The organism is Flagellimonas sp. HMM57 (assembly GCF_021390175.1).
Taxonomy (GTDB): Bacteria; Bacteroidota; Bacteroidia; order Flavobacteriales; family Flavobacteriaceae; genus Flagellimonas.
Window position 1 is genome coordinate 1,286,026 of the sequence record NZ_CP090004.1, and the last position, 22,204, is coordinate 1,308,229.

At 38.8% G+C, this 22,204-nt stretch carries 19 protein-coding genes; 11 read left to right on the top strand and 8 right to left on the bottom strand.

What is annotated here, in order from left to right:
• On the bottom strand, positions 1-1,251 hold the full coding sequence (locus LV716_RS05690) for an aspartate kinase (protein WP_163416791.1): 1,251 nt from the start codon (positions 1,249-1,251) through the stop codon (positions 1-3).
• A gap of 31 nt (positions 1,252-1,282) precedes the next feature.
• Positions 1,283-1,765: a GNAT family N-acetyltransferase gene (locus tag LV716_RS05695; RefSeq protein WP_163416792.1), complete on the bottom strand. Its 483-nt coding sequence runs from the start codon at positions 1,763-1,765 to the stop codon at positions 1,283-1,285.
• Positions 1,766-1,876: 111 nt separating this feature from the next.
• Between LV716_RS05695 and fbp the strand changes: the two genes are divergently transcribed.
• Positions 1,877-2,884, top strand: a complete 1,008-nt coding sequence (fbp, locus tag LV716_RS05700) for a class 1 fructose-bisphosphatase (protein ID WP_163416793.1) — start codon at positions 1,877-1,879, stop codon at positions 2,882-2,884.
• On the opposite strand, the gene LV716_RS05705 is transcribed toward fbp, so the two are convergent.
• Positions 2,881-3,303, bottom strand: a complete 423-nt coding sequence (locus tag LV716_RS05705; protein ID WP_163416794.1) for a TerB family tellurite resistance protein — start codon at positions 3,301-3,303, stop codon at positions 2,881-2,883. The two genes, fbp and LV716_RS05705, sit on opposite strands and share 4 nt — an antisense overlap.
• A gap of 200 nt (positions 3,304-3,503) precedes the next feature.
• Between LV716_RS05705 and LV716_RS05710 the strand changes: the two genes are divergently transcribed.
• The 9 genes from LV716_RS05710 (at position 3,504) to LV716_RS05745 (ending at position 15,362) form a co-directional block, all read left to right on the top strand.
• Complete coding sequence (locus LV716_RS05710) at positions 3,504-4,532, top strand: ligase-associated DNA damage response exonuclease (protein ID WP_163416795.1); 1,029 nt, start codon at positions 3,504-3,506, stop codon at positions 4,530-4,532.
• Positions 4,529-6,226: an ATP-dependent DNA ligase gene (locus LV716_RS05715; RefSeq protein ID WP_163416796.1), complete on the top strand. Its 1,698-nt coding sequence runs from the start codon at positions 4,529-4,531 to the stop codon at positions 6,224-6,226. The genes LV716_RS05710 and LV716_RS05715 overlap by 4 nt, the downstream gene beginning before the upstream one ends.
• A gap of 63 nt (positions 6,227-6,289) precedes the next feature.
• Positions 6,290-6,586: a GIY-YIG nuclease family protein gene (locus tag LV716_RS05720; protein WP_163416797.1), complete on the top strand. Its 297-nt coding sequence runs from the start codon at positions 6,290-6,292 to the stop codon at positions 6,584-6,586.
• A 30-nt stretch (positions 6,587-6,616) separates the two neighbouring features.
• Positions 6,617-9,079, top strand: a complete 2,463-nt coding sequence (locus tag LV716_RS05725; protein ID WP_163416798.1) for a ligase-associated DNA damage response DEXH box helicase — start codon at positions 6,617-6,619, stop codon at positions 9,077-9,079.
• A 40-nt stretch (positions 9,080-9,119) separates the two neighbouring features.
• Positions 9,120-9,353, top strand: a complete 234-nt coding sequence (locus LV716_RS05730) for a hypothetical protein (protein WP_163416799.1) — start codon at positions 9,120-9,122, stop codon at positions 9,351-9,353.
• Positions 9,338-9,631: a type II toxin-antitoxin system RelE/ParE family toxin gene (locus LV716_RS18530; RefSeq protein ID WP_163416800.1), complete on the top strand. Its 294-nt coding sequence runs from the start codon at positions 9,338-9,340 to the stop codon at positions 9,629-9,631. The genes LV716_RS05730 and LV716_RS18530 overlap by 16 nt, the downstream gene beginning before the upstream one ends.
• 1 nt (position 9,632) lies before the next feature.
• The gene (gene pdeM / locus LV716_RS05735) at positions 9,633-10,265 is read left to right on the top strand and encodes a ligase-associated DNA damage response endonuclease PdeM (protein WP_163416801.1); all 633 of its coding nucleotides are present in this window, start codon (positions 9,633-9,635) and stop codon (positions 10,263-10,265) included.
• Positions 10,266-10,321: 56 nt separating this feature from the next.
• The gene (mfd, locus tag LV716_RS05740) at positions 10,322-13,816 is read left to right on the top strand and encodes a transcription-repair coupling factor (protein ID WP_163416802.1); all 3,495 of its coding nucleotides are present in this window, start codon (positions 10,322-10,324) and stop codon (positions 13,814-13,816) included.
• A 43-nt stretch (positions 13,817-13,859) separates the two neighbouring features.
• Entirely contained in the window at positions 13,860-15,362 is a 1,503-nt protein-coding gene (locus LV716_RS05745; RefSeq protein WP_163416803.1) for a hypothetical protein, read from the top strand.
• 129 nt (positions 15,363-15,491) lie between these two features.
• On the opposite strand, the gene LV716_RS05750 is transcribed toward LV716_RS05745, so the two are convergent.
• Positions 15,492-16,331 (bottom strand): zinc-ribbon domain-containing protein, encoded by an 840-nt coding sequence (locus LV716_RS05750; RefSeq protein ID WP_163416804.1) that lies wholly within the window; start codon positions 16,329-16,331, stop codon positions 15,492-15,494.
• A gap of 103 nt (positions 16,332-16,434) precedes the next feature.
• A complete protein-coding gene (locus LV716_RS05755) occupies positions 16,435-17,244 on the bottom strand; it encodes a helix-turn-helix domain-containing protein (RefSeq protein ID WP_163416805.1) in 810 nt (269 codons plus the stop codon).
• Between the two features lie 176 nt (positions 17,245-17,420).
• On the opposite strand from LV716_RS05755, the gene LV716_RS05760 reads away from it, so the two are divergent.
• Positions 17,421-18,128, top strand: coding sequence for a diphthine--ammonia ligase (locus LV716_RS05760; RefSeq protein ID WP_163416806.1), 708 nt, complete (start codon positions 17,421-17,423; stop codon positions 18,126-18,128).
• 101 nt (positions 18,129-18,229) lie between these two features.
• On the opposite strand, the gene LV716_RS05765 is transcribed toward LV716_RS05760, so the two are convergent.
• From LV716_RS05765 to LV716_RS05775, 3 genes are all read right to left on the bottom strand, one after another.
• The gene (locus LV716_RS05765) at positions 18,230-19,390 is read right to left on the bottom strand and encodes a serine hydrolase (protein ID WP_163416807.1); all 1,161 of its coding nucleotides are present in this window, start codon (positions 19,388-19,390) and stop codon (positions 18,230-18,232) included.
• Positions 19,391-19,465: 75 nt separating this feature from the next.
• The gene (locus LV716_RS05770; RefSeq protein WP_233759242.1) at positions 19,466-21,445 is read right to left on the bottom strand and encodes a DUF3352 domain-containing protein; all 1,980 of its coding nucleotides are present in this window, start codon (positions 21,443-21,445) and stop codon (positions 19,466-19,468) included.
• Between the two features lie 66 nt (positions 21,446-21,511).
• Complete coding sequence (locus LV716_RS05775) at positions 21,512-22,171, bottom strand: aspartate kinase (protein ID WP_163416808.1); 660 nt, start codon at positions 22,169-22,171, stop codon at positions 21,512-21,514.
• Positions 22,172-22,204: the final 33 nt, after the last annotated feature.

The following is a 22,204-nucleotide window of genomic DNA, read 5'->3' on the forward strand; positions in this document are numbered from 1 at the left end:
TTATTTTACAACAAGCTGCACAGTTTCCCTACCACGCTGTTCCACAAGGACCAACCTTCCGTTTTGAAGTGATTTTACCGCCTTATCATTAAAATGTCTGATTGTGTAGAGTGAAACATCTTCATGACATACGACTTTGAACTTGCGCTTCAACTCGTCTAGCATAGCCTGTAGACCATTGAATTTGTTGTCCAAACAAACAGAGAAACTTATAGCCGAGTTCTGAATCAAATCTACCTTCATCCTATGGTGGTGGAACAGTTTGAATATTTCACTGATATTATCCTCCATGATAAACGAAAAGTCCAAAGAGGATAATTTTATGAGCACTTGGTTCTTTTTTACGATGAAACAAGGTACTTCAGGAGATATTCCTTTTCCCTTTGCAACCCTAGTTCCATCCTGTGTAGGATTAAGAAAGGATTTTACATGAAGTGGAATCTCTTTTCTTTGCAAGGGCTGTAACGTTTTTGGGTGAATCACGGAAGCTCCGTAAAAAGCCAATTCTATAGCCTCCCGATATGAAATCTCATCGAGCAGTTGGGTTTCTTTAAAATTTCTGGGATCTGCATTCAAGACACCTGGGACGTCCTTCCAAATCGTGACCGAATCCGCATTGAGGCAATACGCTAAAATAGCGGCCGTATAATCCGACCCCTCCCTGCCCAAAGTTGTGGTGAAATTGTTATCATCGCTTCCCAAAAAACCTTGGGTAATGTTCAACTGGGATACATCGATTCTGGTGGAGATCTCTTTTTGGGTACGTTCCCAATTTACGGAGGCATCCCTGTACGTATTGTCCGTTTTAATCAAATTACGGACATCTTGCCATGTGTTCGATATGCCCACTTCCTTAAAATACTCACTGACTATTGTAGTGGATATAAGTTCACCATAACCAACAACTTGGTCGTATACAAAAGCATATTTGGGTGACTTGTTCCAGGTCAAAAAACCTTTTACCTCTTCAAAAAGCAATTTCACTTTTCCATAAACCGGGTGACTTTTGTTTTCAAATAAATCGACTAAAATACTTTCGTGGTAATCAATGACCTCCTGTAGAGATGAAGATATCGTTTTCTTGTCCTCAAAATAGGAAGCTACCACTTTTTCCATAGCATTGGTCGTTTTTCCCATTGCGGAAATCACGACCAACGTATTTTCATGACCTACTTGTTGCAGAACATTCACAATATTTTTTACCCCATTAGCATCTTTTGCAGATGCGCCGCCAAACTTAAAAACTCTCATGTATTTTATAGTTCTATTTACTTAAGACAACTCATCGAATGTTGTCTATATAATTTTTGATTCCTTTCTCGTCCAACTGCACAACATCCCAATCCCGCATAACATTTGCCCCCTGTTTTTCATAAAATTTTATTGCAGGTTCATTCCAATCCAACACTTCCCAACAGATGCGTTTTACACCTAGAGTGTGCCCATATTTTACCACCTCATCTAACAGTGCTGTTCCCAAACCACTTCCTCGCATAGCTTCAGACACGATTAAATCCTCCAAATGAATCACGGGCCCTTTCCAGGTTGAATATCTTGGGTATACTAACGCAATACCCACAATATTCCCATCTTTCTCGGCAACAAAACAATGAAAAAGCTTTTTATCCCCAAACCCATCTTTAATTAAATCTGCCTTGGTGACTTCAACCGCATTGGACTCTTTTTCAAAATCGGCCAATTCTTGCACAAGTGCCAAGACTTGCCCCATATCTCCTTCTTGTGCTTCTCTGATTAAATGATTCATATTGTTACAAATAAAACTCAAAGTTATAAATTTAAAATACTTTACATCGTCGAAAACGATGTAGTATCACAAAATACCCGATATTTGTCAGCAAATAAAACACCTGCCCATATGGACAAAAAAACCATGACCCTTGGAGAGTTCATTATCGAAAACCAAGACTCCTTTCAATACACCTCAGGCGAATTATCAAGGCTCTTAAATGGTCTACGATTAGCTGCTAAAGTTGTTAATCACGAAGTGAACAAGGCAGGTCTGGTAGACATCATTGGTGCTGCCGGAGACACCAATATCCAAGGAGAGAACCAGCAGAAGCTGGATGTCATGGCCAATGAAAAATTCATACAAACATTGTCCAAACGTGAGATTGTTTGCGGTATTGCCTCAGAAGAAGAGGATGATTTTATAAGTATTAACAGCTTTGACAAACAGCATCAAAACAAATACATTGTATTGATAGATCCCTTGGACGGTTCCTCAAACATTGATGTAAACGTATCCGTAGGAACCATTTTTTCGATTTATAGGAGAATTACACCAGTGGGAACACCCGTTACCATTAAAGATTTTCTCCAGCCTGGGAGAAACCAAGTTGCTGCGGGCTACATCGTTTATGGTACCTCTACAATGCTTGTGTACACTACGGGTGACGGTGTAAATGGCTTTACCTTGAATCCAGCTCTGGGAACCTTTTACCTTTCCCACCCAGACATGGAATTCCCGGAACAGGGGAAAATCTATTCCGTGAACGAGGGCAACTATATACATTTTCCACAAGGCGTAAAGGATTATATCAAATATTGCCAAGAAGAGGAAGACGATAGACCCTATACTTCAAGATATATAGGCTCATTGGTATCGGATTTCCACAGAAACATGATAAAAGGCGGCATATACCTATATCCAAAAAGCAGCAAGGCCGAAGAAGGCAAACTTCGCCTGCTTTACGAGTGCAACCCTATGGCCTTTTTAGCGGAACAGGCCAATGGTAAGGCAAGCGATGGATTCACACCTATTATGGATATTGAGCCTAAAGAATTGCACCAACGCGTACCTTTCTTCTGCGGAAGTAAAAAAATGGTGGAAAAAGCCGAGGAATTTATGGCGCTCAGAAGCTAGTGTTCCAGAACGTATTGGTAGGCCTCAAAAGATATCTTGCCTTCAAAAATGTCGAACGATTTTTTTATGATCCATTCCGCATCTTTGGCAGGATAACCCAAGGCAACGGCATATTTTTCAATCAATTTTACCTGATCATCATCAATCGTATGGTCTGCAAATGCCATTTGGAAAAATTCAAAAAGCCGCTTTAATCTTTTCTCACCGCTATGGGGCGTCTCGATCGGATACTTGTTTTCCTTTTTCATTACCTCTTTGTATTCGGCATCGGTAATGTTCAATTTAAAGGCGAACCTATCAAGAACAGCTTTTTCTTTGGGATTTACTTCCCCATCAACGGCAGCTAAAGAAGCTAAGGTTGCAAAATGTGCAAGATTTTTTCGCTTTTCCCCGTGCTCGTAGAGATCAATAATTGGCATATGTTAAAATTTTTCTGCGCAAATATAATTCTTTTTAAAAGCATCCATCAATAAGGCCGTTTATTATTTTGGCGTTTCCCAAACCCTTGTTTTGGGTCGCGCTATCCGTTACAAAGCCTCGGGCATTTGCAATGCCCTGTGTGTTTTTCACTGCTATCGCTAACGCGGGCTATTTTTTAAATTTGTAAATTAACACTGCTATGAAAACTCCTCTTTTACAATTCACCGACCGCGGAATTTATTGCCATGCGGCCAATGTTTATCTAGACCCATGGAAACCCGTGGACAAAGCCATTATTTCCCATGGTCATGCAGACCACAGCCGTTGGGGGCATAGAAAATATATTACCCACCATCGCAATGTACCCATTGTAAGACATCGATTGGGAGAAATAAATATTACGGGAAAAGAGTGGGGTGAAACATTTACTATACAAGGAGTCAAATTCAGTTTACATCCTGCAGGCCATATTGTAGGTTCATCACAGATACGTGTAGAGCATAAGGGAGAAATTTGGGTTTTTACAGGTGACTATAAAATTGAAGATGATGGGTTGACCACTCCATACGAATCCATAAAATGTCATACGTTCATTACCGAGTGTACCTTTGGCTTACCTGCATTCTTGTGGACGCCCCAAAAGGAAGTTTTTGAAAACATCAACAACTGGTGGGCACAAAATAAGGCGGAAGGTAATACCTCGATTCTATTCGGATACGCTTTAGGAAAAGCACAGAGATTGTTGAAACACCTAGATCCATCAATCGGAAAAATCTACACGCATGGAGCAGTAGAAAACATGACCCAGGTATTACGTTCCCTAGTCGATTTTCCCGAAACAGAATTGATTACACGAGATACTAAAAAAGAGGATATCAAAGGAAATATCGTCATCGCCCCACCTTCGGCGCACGGCAGCACATGGATTCGTAAAATGGTACCCTATGTCACAGCTTCCGCAAGCGGTTGGATGGCCTTCCGTGGTGCGCGTCGCAGACGCGCCATCGATAAAGGATTTGTATTGAGCGACCATTGCGATTGGCCCGGATTGCTAAGTGCCATAAAAGACACAGGAGCCGAAAAGATTATCTGCACCCATGGTTACACCGAAATATTTTCAAAATATCTACGTGAGCTTGGGTACGATGCCCGAACGGAAAGTACACAATATGAAGGTGAGCTGGCAGAAATAAACACCTCAGAAACTTCAAAAGTTGAGGCCGAATGAAAGATTTTGCAAACCTCATCAAAGCTCTGGACAGCACCAACAAAACAAATGCAAAAGTCCAGGCGTTGGCGGACTATTTTCAAAAGGCCTATGTTAAAGACAAGGTCTGGACCATTGCCATACTTTCGCATCGAAGGCCACCACGGCCCGTTAACACTACCTTACTTCGTGAATGGGCCGCAGAATTGGCAAGTATCCCATTATGGCTTTTCGAGGAAAGCTACCATATTGTGGGCGACTTGGCAGAAACCATTGCGCTGGTAATTCCAGCGGGAAAAACATCGACCAAAAAGAGTCTAACAAATTTTTTGGAAGAGATGATTTTGCTAAAACCCAAAACCGAAGAAGAAAAAAAGAAGTATCTGTTTCGTAACTGGAGCCAACTCAATTATTACGAACGCTTTGTTTTCACCAAGCTGATTACGGGAGGGTTCCGAATCGGGGTCAGTCAAAAACTAATGACCAAAGCACTTTCAAAAGCAACCGAAATCGACGAAGATGTATTGGCTTACAAACTTATGGGCAATTGGGATCCAAACACCATCACTTTTGAAGATTTGATATTAAAAGAAAACGAAAGCGACTATCTCTCCAAACCCTATCCTTTTTATCTGGCATATGCTATTGAAGACGAGGTTTCCGAACTGGGTGACGTCAAAGAATGGTCCATTGAGCATAAATGGGATGGTATTCGCTGTCAGGTCATTATTAGGAACGATGAGATTTTTGTTTGGAGTCGTGGTGAAGAGTTGGTGACGGATAAATATCCGGAATTCCAAACGTTTATTAAGTTGATTCTAAATGGGACAGTTTTAGATGGAGAATTGCTACCCTACCCCAATGGTGAATTAGGAACTTTTAATGATCTTCAGACACGTATTGGTAGAAAAACAGTTTCCAAAGCTTTGCTACAAAAAACCCCAGTAGTTTTAAAAGTATATGATTTACTGGAATGGGAAGGTAAAGATATTAGAACTAGGACCTTTTTGGAGCGCAGGGTGTTATTGGAAAAACTTTATGATACTGTGGTTTCGGCTACGCTCAACCACCGAAAAGAAGAAATGATCACTGAGCCTTTCGACTCGGTCACTGAGCGGAGTCGAAGTGACCTCCCCCTCCTTCTTTCTAAACGTTTGCAGTTCAATACTTGGGACGAAGTAGCCCAAGAACGACAAAAATCCAGAGAAATGCGAAGTGAAGGATTGATGCTTAAAAGAAAAGATTCACACTACCAAGTAGGCCGTAAAAAAGGGGATTGGTGGAAGTGGAAGGTCGACCCCTTGACCATTGATGCAGTACTTACCTATGCCATGCGTGGCCATGGACGACGAAGCAATCTATTCACAGATTATACTTTTGCATTATGGCAAGAAAAGGAAAATGGAGAAAAAGAATTGGTGACTTTTGCAAAGGCCTATTCGGGATTGACAGACGCCGAGTTTCGGCAAGTGGACGCATGGATAAAGAAAAACACCTTGGAACGTTTTGGTCCCGTACGGAGTGTAACCCCGCACCATGTTTTCGAAATTGCTTTTGAAGGTATTGCACTTTCCAAAAGACATAAAAGCGGTGTGGCAACAAGGTTTCCACGTATCTTGCGATGGCGAAAAGACAAAAAGATTGAGGAAGCAAATAGCTTGGAGGATTTGAAGACATTGATTCCGAGCGCAGTGAAGGAATCCCTTAGTAATTAAACAAAAAAACAAGGATATTTCAGCATACCCCATTAGTATAAAAAGACTTAAAACATCAAAGTTTTGAAAAAAGGGTATTGCTACATTCTAACCAATAAGAATAAAACCGTGCTATACATTGGGGCAACCAATGATTTACGAAGACGCACAAGTGAACATAAGAATGGTAAATATGCAAATTCGTTCACAAAAAGATATAATTGTAATCTATTGGTATATTTTGAAGAATTTGATACGATAAAAGATGCATTTGCCAGAGAGAAACAGTTAAAATCAGGCAATAGAAAAAGAAAAGAAGATTTGATAAACTCCATAAATCCAGATTGGAAGGATTTATCTTTGGAATGGAATCTTGAATAAATCAGCAGATTCCTTCGCTTTGCTCGGAATATGAACAGAAAACAACTTTTTGAGATTGCAGAAAATTGGTTCCACCAGCAGAATTGGAAACCATTTGCATTTCAAAAAGAAACGTGGACCGCTTTTTTGCAAGGTAAACATGGGCTCCTTAATGCCCCAACGGGCAGCGGAAAAACCTATGCACTATGGTTTCCCATCGTACTGAACTACATTAAAAAACATCCTGAGTATAAGACCAAGCACAAAAAAGGCCTAAAAGCAATTTGGATTACTCCGCTCCGTGCACTCTCCCAAGAAATAAAACAATCCGCAGAGCGGATAACACAGGATTTAGATACCCAGATGACGGTTGGAATCCGTACAGGGGATACTTCTACCAAGGAACGCTCCCGACAGAAAACCAATATGCCCGACCTATTGATTACAACACCTGAAAGTTTACAGTTGTTGCTTTCATCAAAAGGTTACGAAAAAGTATTCAAAGACTGCTCGGCAATAGTAGTCGATGAATGGCACGAATTGCTGGGCACCAAACGTGGGGTTCAAATGGAATTGGGCCTGTCCAGATTGAAGACCATTTGCAATGATTTACGTATTTGGGGCATTTCAGCTACTATTGGAAATCTGGAACAGGCAAGGGAAGTACTCTTAGGACCAACTTCCAAAGCATTTCAAAACTCCATTCTGGTCAAAGCCAAGCTCAATAAAAAAATCACGGTCAAGAGCATCATCCCCGAGAAAATGGAGACTTTTCCGTGGCGGGGACATCTTGGACTTCATTTACTAGAGGATGTAGTACCAATTATCAACGCTAGTAAAACAACTTTACTCTTTACGAACACCCGAAGCCAATGTGAAATCTGGTTTCAAAAAATACTGGAAAAGCATCCTGAATACGCAGGTGAAATGGCCATGCACCATGGTAGTGTCAACAAAGAGACCCGAATTTGGGTGGAACAGGCCATTCGTAACGAAAGTTTAAAAGCGGTAGTTTGCACATCAAGCCTTGATCTGGGGGTTGATTTTGCACCTGTAGAAACTGTAGTTCAAATAGGTGGCCCCAAAGGTGTTGCGCGTTTTTTACAACGGGCTGGACGTAGTGGACATCGACCAGGTGAAGAAAGCGTCATTCACTTTCTACCTACCCATGCCATGGAACTTATAGAGGCTTCCGCCATGCAGAAGGCGGTTAAATATGAAGCCGTGGAAGATAGAATTCCCTATTTGAATAGTTACGATGTGTTATTACAATATCTTACCACACTGGCAGTTTCTGATGGGTTTTATCCTGATGAAATCTATCAAGAGATAAAACAAACGTTTTGTTACCAAGCACTTTCAGAAGAGGAATGGCAATGGCTGTTGAATTTTTTGGTCATGGGGAGTCAAAGTCTCAAGACATATGATGAATACCAAAAAGTGGAAGTCGAAGCCGATGGCAAGTTCAAAGTGAACAATCGGGGTATCGCTATGCGGCACCGTTTTCAAATAGGCACTATCGTTGGAGATGCAGTTATTTCGGTTCGCTATCAAAAAGGGGGTTATATTGGATCTATCGAGGAGTATTTTATTTCAAAACTCACACCGGGAGATGTGTTTACCTTTGCCGGAAGGAATCTAGAATTCATCAGAATAAAAGGGGTGCAGGCCCATGTTCGCAATTCAACCAAAAGAACCAATAAAGTACCCAGTTGGATGGGAGGACGCCTGAGTTTTTCAGCCCAAATGTCAGAGTTGTTGCGACAGGAACTGTACACTGCTGAACTAGCGATTTCAAAACAATCCAATGAAATAAAATCACTCTTACCCATGTTCGCCAAACAGCGAGAAGAGAGTATTGTACCTAAGCCAAATGAGTTCTTAATAGAGACTTTTAAGACCCGGGATGGTTACCACCATATTTTTTATCCCTTTGAAGGCCGTGGAGTACACGAGGCAATGAGCAGTTTACTATCCTATCGTATCAGTTTGCTTTCCCCAATTACATGCTCATTGGCTTTCAATGACTACGGCTTCGAAATGCTTTCGGATAAACCCATTGATATACAAGCTGTTTTGGACAATGACTTGTTCACTACGGAATTTATGCTTTCCGATTTACAAAAGAGCTTGAACAGTAATGAAATGGCGAGACGTAAGTTTCGGGATATTGCCGTAATCAGCGGTATGGTCTTTACGGGATATCCAGAAAAGGGCATTAAGATGAAACACTTACAAAGTAGTTCGCAACTGTTGTTCGATGTATTTAAAGATTTTGAAGCGGACAACTTGTTGTATCAACAGGCATTTACAGAAACCTTTGAGCACCAACTTGAGGAAGGACGTTTGCGACTGGCACTGGAAAGAATCGCAAATCAAGAAATCGTTTGGAAACCCTGTAAAAACCCCACACCCTTTTCGTTCCCGATTATTACAGATCGTCTTCGCGAAAAATTATCCAATGAAAAATTGGCCGATCGTATTAAACGAATGACTAAAATTTTGATGAAATAAGCCCTATTGAAAATTAGTATCTTTATTTAAATTTTGTGATATGGACATTCCCAAACTTCAAAATGAAATTATAAAAGATTTACTCGCCATCGAAGATGAAAAAACATTATTGCTGTTCAAACAACTTCTTAGCAATCATGCAGGCACACCAACATATCAGCTTAGTACAACTGAGACCGATCTGATTGCGGAAAGTATTGCCAATTACAAGGCAAATAAGGTTCTGGCCAATGAATCCGTTTTCAAAAAAAACGATAGATGGCTAAACGAATAGTTTGGACATCAAAGGCCGATATTGTTTTTACCAAACTTCTTGAATTCTATTGTGAACGGAACGGCTCAAAGACTTACAGCCGTAAACTTAATAAAGAAATCAAGACAGCGGTCAAACTCTTATCTAAGTATCCGTTATTAGGAATAAAAACGAATCAATCCAACCTGTACATGCTCATCAAAGGCCATTTTAAAATTTTTTATGAACCAAGACCAAACGAAATTGTAATCCATCTTATTTGGGATACTAGACAAAACCCTTCTAGTTTGGAATTATAGTATGACCCTATCAATTCAAATCCGAAATCAAGAATTTAAACTCCATTCGCTGGGTGGAATTTTTTGGATGGAAAAATCCATGGTATTGATCAGTGACGTGCACTTGGGAAAGGTAGCTCACTTCAGAAAGTTTGGGGCGGCCGTACCGCAAAAAGCCATACATAAAAACTTTATGCTTTTGGATGAAATCGTTAGTGAATTTCAACCTTTTCAAATTTGTTTTCTTGGGGATTTGTTTCATTCCTCGTTGAATAAAGAATGGCAGCTGTTTGAAAATTGGGTAGGAAAAACACCAGCAGAGTTTATTCTTGTAGCTGGCAATCATGATATCATCGCTCCAGAAAAATTTGAAAGTCTTAGTATCAAGATATTTCCTGAATTAGAAATTGACGGTTTTTTGTTGACACACCATCCTGAGGAAAAAGAAGGATTCTTCAATTTTTGCGGACACATTCACCCAGCCATACGTCTACAGGGATTTGGCAGACAGCGCCTAAAACTCCCGTGTTTTTTAAAAAAACCACAACAATTGATTTTACCTGCTTTTGGTGAATTTACTGGAACTTTTGTGCTAGAGCCGACCAAGGAAGACGAGGTTTATGCCATTGTGGAAGATGAAGTTGTAAAAGTATAGACAATGCGTTGCCTATAATTTTTCTTCAATCTATATTTGCTGAAAATCTTTTTGGATTGACCAAATCGTCCGTTCCGCAATTATTTGAACAGTCTTCCCAAGTAGGAAAATTGCAATCTGCCATTGCCCAATCCGAAACTCACGATAACACAGGAGGCAATACAATTTCTTTAAGAGGTCTTACCGGCTCCGCTTTATCTTTTGCAATTTCAACAGTTTTCAACAATAGTGATTTGCCGTTTTTGGTACTCTTGAACGACAAAGAAGAGGCCGCTTATTATCTGAATGACCTAGAGCAATTGATAGGTGAAAACGAAGTGCTCTTTTATCCGGGCAGTTATCGTCATCCTTATCAAATCGAAGATACTGACAATGCAAACGTGTTGTTGAGAGCCGAGGTGTTGAACCGCATAAATTCCAGAAAAAAACCTGCGGTCATCGTAACCTATCCCGATGCGTTATTTGAAAAGGTGGTCACTCGTAAAGAATTGGATAAAAATACTTTGAAAATTAAGTTGGATGATACGCTTTCACTTGACTTTCTGAACGAAGTGCTTTTTGAATACCAGTTTAAAAGAGTGGATTTTGTAACCGAACCGGGGGAATTTTCAGTTCGAGGCGGTATTGTGGATGTCTTTTCGTTTTCACATGATGAACCTTACCGCATAGAATTTTTTGGGGATGAAGTTGAGAGCATCCGAACTTTTGATTTAGAAACACAGCTATCAACCGAAAAGGTGAAGCGCATCACGATTATCCCTAATGTGGAAAACAAGTTTTTACAAGAATCACGGGAAAGTTTTTTAAAATATATCTCGCCACAGACCATCATATTTTCAAAACGATTGGATTTGGTCTATGCCCGAATCGATTCATTTTTTAAGAAAGCCGAAGATAGTTTCAAAAAACTCAGCGACGAGATCAAACATTCAAGGCCAGAGGAATTGTTTCTTAACTCTGCTCTTTTAAAAACACAATTGCAGAAGTTTTGTTTGGTGGAAATTGGGGCTTCGACTTCACTCAACCTGCAGAAAGAACAAGGTTTGGTCACTGAGCGGAGTCAAAGTGACGAAATAACATTCAATACCAAACCCCAACCTTCGTTCAACAAAAAGTTTGATTTACTCATTGAAAACCTCAATGATAATCATGAAGCCGGTTTTACCAATTATATTTTTTGTTCAACCGATCAGCAGGCCAAGCGTTTTCACGATATTTTTGATGATGTGGCTTCGACTATGCCTGTCTTGAGCGGAGCCGAAAGGGTCAGCCACCAAAAAAATGAGAGTATTTCGGATACTGAACGTAGTCGAAGTATCCATTATAAAACCATAGTCTTTCCCCTATTTCAAGGATTTGTTGACCACGATTTAAAATTGGTCTGCTATACCGACCATCAAATTTTTGAGCGCTACCACAAATTTCATCTTAAGAATGGATACGCCAAAAAACAGGCAATTACCCTAAAAGAGCTTAATAAGTTAGAGATTGGCGACTATGTCACCCATATTGACCACGGTATCGGCAAGTTTGGAGGATTACAAAAAATAGACGTTGAGGGCAAAAAGCAAGAAGCCATCAAATTGATGTACGGGGAACGTGATATTCTGTACGTGAGCATCCATTCGCTCCACAAAATTTCAAAGTTCAATGGCAAGGACGGAGCTCCTCCCAAAATCTATAAACTTGGTTCTGCAGCTTGGAAAAAATTGAAACAAAAAACAAAAAGCCGTGTCAAGAAAATTGCTTTTGACCTTATCAAAATCTATGCAAAGAGACGTTTGGAAAAGGGGTTCCAATACGCTCCGGACAGCTACTTACAACATGAACTGGAAGCTTCTTTTATCTATGAGGATACACCTGACCAAGAAAAATCCACAAAAGATGTAAAAAAGGATATGGAAAGTGAGCGTCCAATGGACCGTTTAATCTGTGGTGATGTTGGGTTTGGAAAAACAGAGGTTGCCATTAGGGCCGCTTTTAAAGCTGTTGACAATGGTAAACAAGTGGCTGTTTTAGTACCAACTACTATTCTTGCCTTTCAGCATGCCAGAACATTCGGGGAGCGTTTAAAGGAAATGCCCGTTATGGTCGATTACCTCAACCGATTTAGAACTGCCAAAGAAAAACGAGACATTCACGAAAGCCTTTCCGAAGGTAAAATCGATATCATCATCGGCACCCATCAGCTAGTGAACAAAAGTGTGCAGTTCAAAGATTTGGGACTGCTCATTGTTGATGAAGAACAAAAATTTGGAGTTGCCGTAAAGGACAAGTTAAAGTCCATCAAAGAAAATGTGGATGTGTTGACACTCACGGCAACGCCCATTCCCCGTACGCTACAGTTTAGTTTGATGGCCGCACGTGACCTTTCTGTAATTACAACGCCACCACCAAACCGCTACCCTATTGAGAGCCGGGTGATTCGCTTTAACGAAAAAATCATTCGTGATGCTGTTTCGTATGAGATTCAACGCGGCGGACAAGTGTTCTTTATCCACAATCGAATTGAAAACATCAAAGAAGTGGCAGGAATGATCCAACGATTGGTTCCGGATGCCAAAATCGGAATCGGTCACGGTCAAATGGAAGGCAAAAAACTAGAGACTTTAATGCTCGCATTCATGAACGGGGAATTTGACGTTCTGGTATCAACCACCATTGTTGAAAGTGGTTTGGATGTCACCAATGCCAATACCATTTTTATCCATAATGCCAATAATTTTGGACTTAGTGACCTGCATCAAATGCGCGGTCGGGTAGGAAGAAGCAATAAAAAGGCATTCTGCTATTTTATTACTCCCCCGCACGAAGTCATGACTCCCGATGCCCGAAAACGTATTGAGGCCCTAGAGCAGTTTACCGAGCTTGGCAGTGGATTCAATATTGCCATGAAAGATTTGGAGATTCGTGGGGCAGGTGATTTATTGGGCGGAGAACAAAGTGGGTTTATCAATGAAATCGGTTTTGAAACCTATCAAAAAATACTCGCCGAAGCGATTGAAGAACTTAAAGAAAACGAGTTCAAGGAGCTTTATGAGGAAGTAGAAGGAGAAAAACCAAAAGTTTTTGTGAAAGAAACTCAACTGGACACCGATTTTGAACTGCTCTTTCCCGATGACTATATCAATAACATCACGGAACGATTAAATCTATACACCCAACTGAACACTATTGAAGATGAAGAAAGTTTGAATACGTTTGAAGCGGAACTGGTAGACCGTTTTGGTGAACTGCCTACCCAAGCTGTTGACTTGTTCAATTCGGTTCGTATCAAATGGATTGCCAACGGTATAGGATTGGAAAAGGTAATTTTAAAAAAGAACAAGTTCATTGGCTATTTTCTATCTGACCAACAGTCGCCATTTTATCAAACCGCAGCATTTACAAGGGTCTTGCAATATGTACAAAGTCACCCACAACAATGCCAGTTAAAAGAAAAACAAACCCGAAACGGATTGCGTTTGTTATTGGTCTTTGAAGGGATTACTAGCGTGGAAAAGGCACTGAAAGTTTTGAAACCATTACGAAACGATGAAACTTTAGTTTAAAACAATAAAATTACTATAATTATAAGACCAAATCATACCTAGAATGAAAAAAACGACTACCCATTTTTTATTGCTTATCTCGTTCCAACTATTATATTCCCAAAGCACATATTTTGATATAACCGAGTCTGAAGCGTTTCCAGATACAAACAAAATCTCATCTATCGAAACGGCCTATATTGCTTCAAGTGGTGAGATTGCCACAGCAAGCACCGGGAAAAACAAACTAGCATTTGACGTTTATGATTCAAATGCAAACAGCGTTTTCAATGCAGTCATAGTATTGAACAAAAAGGAAGAAATTGTTGGGCGTTTGGAGCACAATGACCTACTGAAAATATTCACTGTGTTTGCACCTAAAAAAACGGAGCGGGAAATCAGATGTTATGTTTTTGATATTCAAAAAAGGTCTTATCAATTTGTTGAACTTTTTAAAACTACAGTTGAAAAAAAGCAAGTGTTGTTCTCTGGGCAAAATAAGCGTCAGACTAATTTTGCCACTTCTCCCAACGGTACTTTCTTTGCCGTGGCAACCGACAACATTAAAAAGAATTCCAATTCGTATAATATCCATGTCTACAGTTCCAAAACAATGGAATTGGTTTATCAACAAACATTTTTTGAGAATCCAGAAAAATTTTTCAAATCTTTTGACATGGTCATTGATGATTTGGGCACGGTATTCTCAATTGGCAAAGAGTACGAGGAAGGCAGGGACGAAAGACGAGTGGATGAAATTCCGAATTATTCGATTGTAATAAACAAAACTTCAGAAAGCGAAACTTTTTCAAATCGAATTCAGTTGAACGAGAGTCAGCATATTGCCGATTTGAAGATTATTCAAAAGGAAAACCAACTTCATCTCTACGGTTTTTATTCCACTAAGGTTGCTGGAAGAATTTCTGGTCTAAGCAAATTTATTGTTGAAAAAGATGAAATCAATATAATTGAAACTGAACAGACCAAGTTGCCCGAATCAGTTTTAGCCGATATATACAGTTCCAAAAGAATCGAATCCAAAAAAGACAAAGAGCTTAATAATTATTATCTCGATTACGTAATTGAAGATGAGCGTGGAAATATAACTCTCCTTGCCGAACAGTTTTATACTACTCAGGTTTATATCAATAATGGTCAATATGGCGGATATTGGATGACCACATTTCACTATAACAACATTCTAATTCTAAGTATTGACAATCATGGTAAGTTGAAATGGGGACGCAGTATTTTTAAGGTGTCCGACGCACCGTCATATAATGCTTTTGTTCTGGATAAAAGACTCCATATATTGTTCAATGCCGGAAAAAACCTTAAAGAAAAAGAGGACGGAAGGATAAAGGCCAAAAAGGGCTGGCTTCAATCCACAGCATTGTTTGATTATTCATACAATGAAAATGGAGAGGTTACACAAGAAAAGTTAAGGGAAAACAAGGGAAGAGATATTTATCATCCATATAGCGGTTCTTTTCAAAACAATAGGTTTATCATGCTCAATGCGTCCAATTTTAATAAAAAAGTAATGCTTCTAGAGGCTAAGGAATAGTTAATTCCATTGTATCTAAAAGACATAATATGTTAATTTATAAATTCACTGCTTTTTTATAACCAGACGATTTAGATGTTACACAATGGGATAGCTTAGGTAAATTCTGTTGAAATAAATAAAAACTAGTTATTCAAGCATGAAGGTATCCTTAATTTTTGTGGTAGTTAAAGTTGTATCTCTAATCCCATAGAAGGGCAATAACAGGTTTTTATCCGCAAAGCGACCTCCCAAATCTTCATCAAATGGGGTCTTGACCAGAACCGTATTCCATTTTCCTTCAACTCCAATATACGTTTCCTTTATCAAGTTATCACGATCCATAGCATACAGGCAATCTTCAATAACATCAATAAGCTCTTTTCTATACTGGACATCTATTTTTTTGATATCGCTTACCTTCATCAATATCAAAAGCTTATCCTCTTTTAGCTTCGTAAAATATTCAATTTTTCCTGTATCCAGACCATCAACAATATCATAATCTACACAAGACTTTAGGGCAAAGGCCAAGGTATCTTTTTGTTGTACTTCCTTTGTCATCTTGGCTATATCAACATCTAAAAGTTGTCTTCTGGCATCAACTTTTTCAATTGCTGCATTCGGATTGTTGGCACGCATGTACACCCCATACATTGACAAACCAAAAAGAACAGCAAAAACAACAACCAACAGTAAACATCCACAACCTTGCCACAAGGGTCTTTTCGCAGGATCAATCCTATTTTCATTCTCTAGGCTCCTCAACATCTCTGGAGTAAACTGTGCCTTTGAATAGGTTTTCTTACAATGTGAACATTCTGCAACATGGGTCTTGAAAAGTGGTATTATGGGAATCCAGAAAAAATGAAAATACTTGCTGAAAGTTGAAACCGTAAATGAATCTTTCGTTTGGCAATAGGGACAAGCTGTGCCTTTTAGTTTTCGCTCCTTAATTTTCGATGCTCGGGTTCCAAAGAAGAAAATCATAAGACAGGTTTTTAATCAAACCAAAAGTAGCACAACCATCATCTAAAAACTTCACGGTTTTAAGGGGTTTTACGCAGCTCTTGACTTAAAAAAACAGTATCTATCACATTTGTTCCCTTACTAAGGTTATTATTTTGTAGAGCAAAACCACCTCAACGATAACCGTGGGAAAAAATAAAAACAAGGCCAATGGAGCCAAAAAAACTGTTAATAGACAAAGGGACATCAATACTTCCATGCCACCAGCTGCAAAAGCTATAGTTCTTAATTGCTTTCCAACTTTCAAAATAGCTATCCCGAATAGAATTCCTATAGCACCAAAAGAAATCGATTCCGCCAGTATTACAATTTCAAAACCGAAGGTATCGTGAAAAACTGAAATAATATCATAGATATAGAAAAGGAAGAGTATAAAAATAAATAATACTGAAGCAATTTTCATTAAATAGCTTTTCAGTAGTTTTCCGGATATCAAAAAACCATAGATAAACAGGGTATTAAAAACAAGCACCAAAATTTTCATTGCAACGTGTCCCCATGTGCCGTAAATTAATTCTCCATCCTCAAACCGAATGTAATCTGCGATTCCTTCGAATACCGCTACAATTAAAAATAAAATTCCAGCTATCAATGAAACGGTCAATAAGTTATGGATGGATTTCGCTTCCTTTGGAGGTACTGTAATTATTCTATTAACAGCATTTTCATTATCTGTTTGATGTAGGGTCTCAAAGTCGTAATCCAAGGCTGATAAAATTGTTTTTATCGTATAGCTTCTTGGGGACACTTCTCCACTTTCGATTCGTTGTAAGGTTCTTACATTGATGTTGCACCTATCAACCAATTCTTCTTGGGTGAATCCCTTTTGTTTTCTTAGTTCTACAATCTTCAATCCTAACTCTGGCTGTTGCATGGCAATCTCTTTTAAATTCTTTCAGCAATGTTAAGTCCAAGATAAATTAAGCCCAAGGAATTTGATGGGTTTTGACCCGACATTTAGACGGCATTTGACATCTGAATCAACAACATACGGACGATTTCAAAAATACCATCATAAAATATATAGGGTTAAAATTTTATCTTAGGGTCATGCCAAAAAAAACAAAAACCTATTTCAATTGGAGTTCTGGAAAAGACTCAGCTTTGGCGTTTTATTACCTACAACGGAAAAATAACGTAGAAATCGACCTTTTGTTAACGACCTTGAATAAACATCATAACAGAGTGTCCATGCATGGTCTGCACAGGGAGGTTCTAGAAGCACAGGCCAAAGCTATAGGAACACCTTTGGATATCCTCGAAGTTCCTGAGAACCCAAGTATGGATGAGTACAATGCCCTAATGAAAAACAAAGTCCTGGATTTAAAATCCAGAGGATACACACAAACTGTTTTTGGTGATATTTTTTTAGACGATTTAAAGCAATATCGTGAAGATATGCTCCAACCTCTTGGCATTGAACCCATTTTTCCCATTTGGAAGAAAGATACCAAAGCCTTGATTCATGAATTTATTGAATTAGGATTCAAAGCGGTGATTGTATGTATCAACAATTCCAAATTGAATGCATCCTTTCTCGGAAAGGAACTGTCTGTGGAACTCGTTGAAAAATTTCCAGAGGATATTGACCCTTGTGGGGAAAATGGGGAATTTCATACTTTTTGTTTTGATGGGCCCATTTTTCAAACCCCTGTTCCTTTTGAAATTGGAGAGAAGGTCTTTAGGGATTACGATAATCCTTCGGATATAAAGAATAGCATTACGTTTGGGTTTTGCGATATCAAGCTAAAAAATTGAGTTACTTTATTGCAGATGTTTAAAATACACTTCGATACTTTGACTATGCTCGGTACAGGCAGGCTCAGTTTGACAAACTTCTGGCATTAACGTTCACAAGCTTATTTGAAAGCATCATAAACCAGTTTAACAAACTCCCCTATTTTGTTGGGTTCCAACCATCGGGTGACCAACATTAATCCCGTTTTTTGGTCTATCACAATAAAATTACCTCCAAAACCAGCAGCATAAAAAATATGTTCTGGAACTCCTTCCCAATGGCGAGACCCTTTTTTGTTTAACCACCACATGTATCCATAATTTGTGTTTGGTACGGAAGGTGCAACGGCTTTTGCAATCCAATCTTCACTTATCAATTGTTCATCTTCCCATTTACCATTATTAAGGAATACCAAACCAAATCGAGCCATATCTTCGGTACTGATGAAAAGACCAGCTCCCGAATGTCCACCACCTGTAACAGATTTCATTTGTATCCCATCAATTTCGGTCCAGGCATGGTCATAGCCATACCAACGCCATGTTGTTGAGGCATTTATCTTATCCATAAAATTTTCTTTCAATACCGTTGGCATGGGCTTGCGCCAAACGTGGGTAAGCGAATAGGATAAAACATTAACACGAACATCATTGTATTCCATTACCGTACCTGGTTCGTTGAGCTTTCTAAATTTCCAATCGTCCAAATCACCTTCTTTTGGAGGCCTATCTGCCCAGTCTTTTAGTCCCCAAAGTTCGCCCGACCAATCTGAATTCTGTTGGAGCAAGTGCTCCCAAGTGATTTTACTATTGTGCTTGCCATCAAAAGTACCGTCCCAAATGTAATCTTCAACCTTGTCATCTACATTGGCAATTAGTCCTTTATCCACGGCCAATCCAGCCATTGTGGAAAGAAAACTTTTGGTCACGCTAAAGGTCATGTCCACTCGCTTGGTATCTCCCCATGATGTAAGGAGATACCCGTTTTTTAAAATCATTCCTGCAGGCCCACCACGTTTCTTGGTAGGTCCTAAAATCTCATGAAACGGTTCGCGTTGAAAGCCTTTTAAAATGGCTTGGCGTAAATCCTTAGAACCAGAGTATTCGTTCTGCTTTGCAAAATCTACTGCTGCCTTCAACTTGCTTTCATCAAAAGAAAATTGATTCTTTTCAGCGGATTGCCATGCTTCATTACGTTCTGGAAAATAAAAATCTTGACAAATTCCAAAATGGGCTGAAAAAACAAAAAGAAGTATTACTGTTGCTTGGAAGGCCTTTTTCATTTGTAGTAACTCTTGGTTTGGGAAATGAAGTTACTAAATGAAAGTCGATTCCAGGTAGTTCTACAAAAATTATCCTTAAAACCGTTTCTTTAGAATCAACTCTTCTTTATCATCGTAGTACCGCCAAGTACCCACTTGTTGGTCATTTTTAAAACGCCCTGTTATTTTTTCAGTACCATTGGTATAGAATTCCGTATAACGACCATGTTTAAGACCGTCCTTTAGCTCGACCTCAAATCTGGGTTTTCCGTTCGGATACTTTTTAATATATAATTTTGCATTAAGGTCTGAAGGGTATATCGGTTTTAAATTAAAGATAGCTTCCGTAATCCCTTGTTGTTTTATAGGCTGATTTTTAGGTTTGGGTCGCATAGTATCTTCTTGAAACTGTGCCTTCTTTTTAACCTTTTCCACATCTTGATAATTGACCACCAATCGGCTCTCAAACAAATCATCTTCGGGTGTCAATTGAAAACCTGCCTGCGGAAAACAGATAATAAAATCTTTGTTCTTTCGCAATTGCATCCTAGTGTTACCATCGGCCAAATCGTACATGTTGTAGTACAAAACCGGTATGTTGCTATAAACGAACAGACTGGATTCTTTTTCAAATTTTTTATCGAAATCTTGAAAATCTTCCGAAGTCAACAAGGTTTGTTTGTCCGTAAAGTCATTGATGATACTTTTAAGCGTATTGGGGTTGTTGCTAAACACTACATAATCATCTATAATCGTAAAATAGGGTTTATCAAACTGCTCAAAGCGACCTCCTAATACTATTTTGAAAAATCCTTTAATTGAAAGGAAGTTGATTTCATGTCCTTTATAAGTTACGGCCTTGAATTTGACCGGTGTTTTCTTTTTTATCTGTTTTAAGACGAAATCCAGATTTGTCTTTGCATCTTCTTGGCTGTTGGTCTTGAGTACCAACGCCACTTCATTTTTTCCTTTTGTAATAGTGGATTGAATTTGAAGCAAGGCGATTTCATCACCTATCCAGCTCACAAAATTTTCCTTTATATCGATTTTTAGAAATTTTTCGATTTTCGATATTCCCTCCTCATAGCTATCAAACTGTTCAGGATTATCTTGTTGAACCGTCTCAAAATTATCATAGAAATCAGAAAAGCTCTCAAACCCATAGCTCACATATAGCGCGGTTCGTTTTGGAGCAACTTTAGGTATAGTGCGTTCTGCTGTTCCAGATTTTTGAAGCGCTTTTAAATAGTTTTGATTCGTCTCATCAAGATTTGTAAATCCATTGGCGGTAATTGTACCATTTTCGTCCAAGTCAAAGCTGAACCCTGAAAACAGAAAATTTTCATTCATCCTATTGACCCAATCATTTGGCTTATCGGAAAAACGTTTATAATATTCATCCAAGAAATCATATTGCAGGTATAGGCGGAACAAATCCTCATACCCTACTTTTTTATTGATCTCAATAAAGTTAAGGTCCCTACCCAGAATAGGTTCTTGATATTGATCTATTGATGCTTCAACAAGAGTATGGGTATATGAAGCTACCAACTGATTTTTTACAAAGGCCAGATACATGGTTTCCTTGTTCTTGCGGTCATAAACCTCAAGAATTTCGTGATCATGATAATTTCGCTTGCTCAGCGTATAGTTATCATTGAGCAAAGTGTTCAAATAGGTTTTTAAGAGCTTGAGCTTGGCAATGCGTTTTAAATCCAGCACATAAAAAATACCATAATCTTTAGGCGAAACCATATGGATGGAAATAAAGAGCGACCTACCATCAAAAAATTCGAACAGTTTATGGTTATTATTGAAAATCGTGTCGACCTTCTGGATATTCTCTGTCAATTCGGCAAAATATCCATTTTTTTGAAGGTGGTGCCAGCCCTCACTTTTACTTACTTTCTCCCAGCTTTCTACGGGTTTATCGGATTCAATGACGAAAACCGCATCTTTCGGAATTAGATAAATGGATTGTAAATTGGTCTTGGGCGATAAAACAAATATGTAAAGTAGATAACCAATATATACGAACAATAGTGCCAATAGGCCGAACAGAACTCTTTTTTTCATTATTGATCAGGGATATTTCTTTCTTAACAACGAAAAAGACAATACTTTAGTTCATTACTTGCCTGGTTATAAGGTTTTCAAATCTTTAATTGTTTTGAAGGCAACGTTAACCTGTTCCTCATTAACCAAAATAGTGAACTCATTTGTAGTTGAAATCACCTCGTAAAGCACGATACCTTCCCAAGCCAGTCGTTGAAAGATAAAATAATAAATTCCTGGAACGGAGACATTTTCTGCTGGAAGCTTAACCGTTATTGATGAAAGATTCTCTGCTTTTTGGGTACAGCGTTCGTGCTTAAAATATTTTTCCACTACACCATCCATTATATTACTGATGACAATATTGATTTCATTTACCCCCCTTGAAGAAGTATAGAACACGTCTTGGTTTGCATTTACTTCCTCTAAAAGTTTGGCCTGCTGTTGCAAGATGGTATCAGAAGCTAAAAAAGTATAATCCGTTAAAGAAGAGCGTACCGTAATTTCCCCAATATTCTTTAAGACCTTAACAATTTTGTGCGTTGCGCGAAATTCCAAATCATCAGAAAGCCGTTTGAGCGCCATTACAATAGCGCCGTCTTTTACATCCTTACCTAAAGCATCAGAGATTTCAGGTTTTATCTGTCTGGACAATGATGTAAGGTTGATGATACCTTGGGCCAGGGCACTTTGTAAGAATGGTTTTTTTTTGATGTAATGCTCAACTACGGCAGATATTGTTTTCATTTGGTCTAGTTTGATACAAAAATAACATATTGT

What these genes read in the sequence shown, in the direction of transcription:
- LV716_RS05710 (WP_163416795.1), top strand. Translation starts at nt 3,504, where the DNA reads ATGAAAACTCCTCTTTTACAATTCACCGACCGCGGAATTTATTGCCAT.
- LV716_RS05755 (WP_163416805.1), bottom strand. Translation starts at nt 17,244, where the DNA reads ATGCAACAGCCAGAGTTAGGATTGAAGATTGTAGAACTAAGAAAACAA.
- LV716_RS05705 (WP_163416794.1), bottom strand. Translation starts at nt 3,303, where the DNA reads ATGCCAATTATTGATCTCTACGAGCACGGGGAAAAGCGAAAAAATCTT.
- LV716_RS05715 (WP_163416796.1), top strand. Translation starts at nt 4,529, where the DNA reads ATGAAAGATTTTGCAAACCTCATCAAAGCTCTGGACAGCACCAACAAA.
- LV716_RS05775 (WP_163416808.1), bottom strand. Translation starts at nt 22,171, where the DNA reads ATGAAAACAATATCTGCCGTAGTTGAGCATTACATCAAAAAAAAACCA.
- LV716_RS05765 (WP_163416807.1), bottom strand. Translation starts at nt 19,390, where the DNA reads ATGAAAAAGGCCTTCCAAGCAACAGTAATACTTCTTTTTGTTTTTTCA.
- LV716_RS05745 (WP_163416803.1), top strand. Translation starts at nt 13,860, where the DNA reads ATGAAAAAAACGACTACCCATTTTTTATTGCTTATCTCGTTCCAACTA.
- LV716_RS05695 (WP_163416792.1), bottom strand. Translation starts at nt 1,765, where the DNA reads ATGAATCATTTAATCAGAGAAGCACAAGAAGGAGATATGGGGCAAGTC.
- LV716_RS05750 (WP_163416804.1), bottom strand. Translation starts at nt 16,331, where the DNA reads ATGATTTTCTTCTTTGGAACCCGAGCATCGAAAATTAAGGAGCGAAAA.
- pdeM (WP_163416801.1), top strand. Translation starts at nt 9,633, where the DNA reads ATGACCCTATCAATTCAAATCCGAAATCAAGAATTTAAACTCCATTCG.
- LV716_RS05730 (WP_163416799.1), top strand. Translation starts at nt 9,120, where the DNA reads ATGGACATTCCCAAACTTCAAAATGAAATTATAAAAGATTTACTCGCC.
- LV716_RS18530 (WP_163416800.1), top strand. Translation starts at nt 9,338, where the DNA reads ATGGCTAAACGAATAGTTTGGACATCAAAGGCCGATATTGTTTTTACC.
- LV716_RS05725 (WP_163416798.1), top strand. Translation starts at nt 6,617, where the DNA reads ATGAACAGAAAACAACTTTTTGAGATTGCAGAAAATTGGTTCCACCAG.
- LV716_RS05690 (WP_163416791.1), bottom strand. Translation starts at nt 1,251, where the DNA reads ATGAGAGTTTTTAAGTTTGGCGGCGCATCTGCAAAAGATGCTAATGGG.
- fbp (WP_163416793.1), top strand. Translation starts at nt 1,877, where the DNA reads ATGGACAAAAAAACCATGACCCTTGGAGAGTTCATTATCGAAAACCAA.
- LV716_RS05770 (WP_233759242.1), bottom strand. Translation starts at nt 21,445, where the DNA reads ATGAAAAAAAGAGTTCTGTTCGGCCTATTGGCACTATTGTTCGTATAT.
- LV716_RS05760 (WP_163416806.1), top strand. Translation starts at nt 17,421, where the DNA reads ATGCCAAAAAAAACAAAAACCTATTTCAATTGGAGTTCTGGAAAAGAC.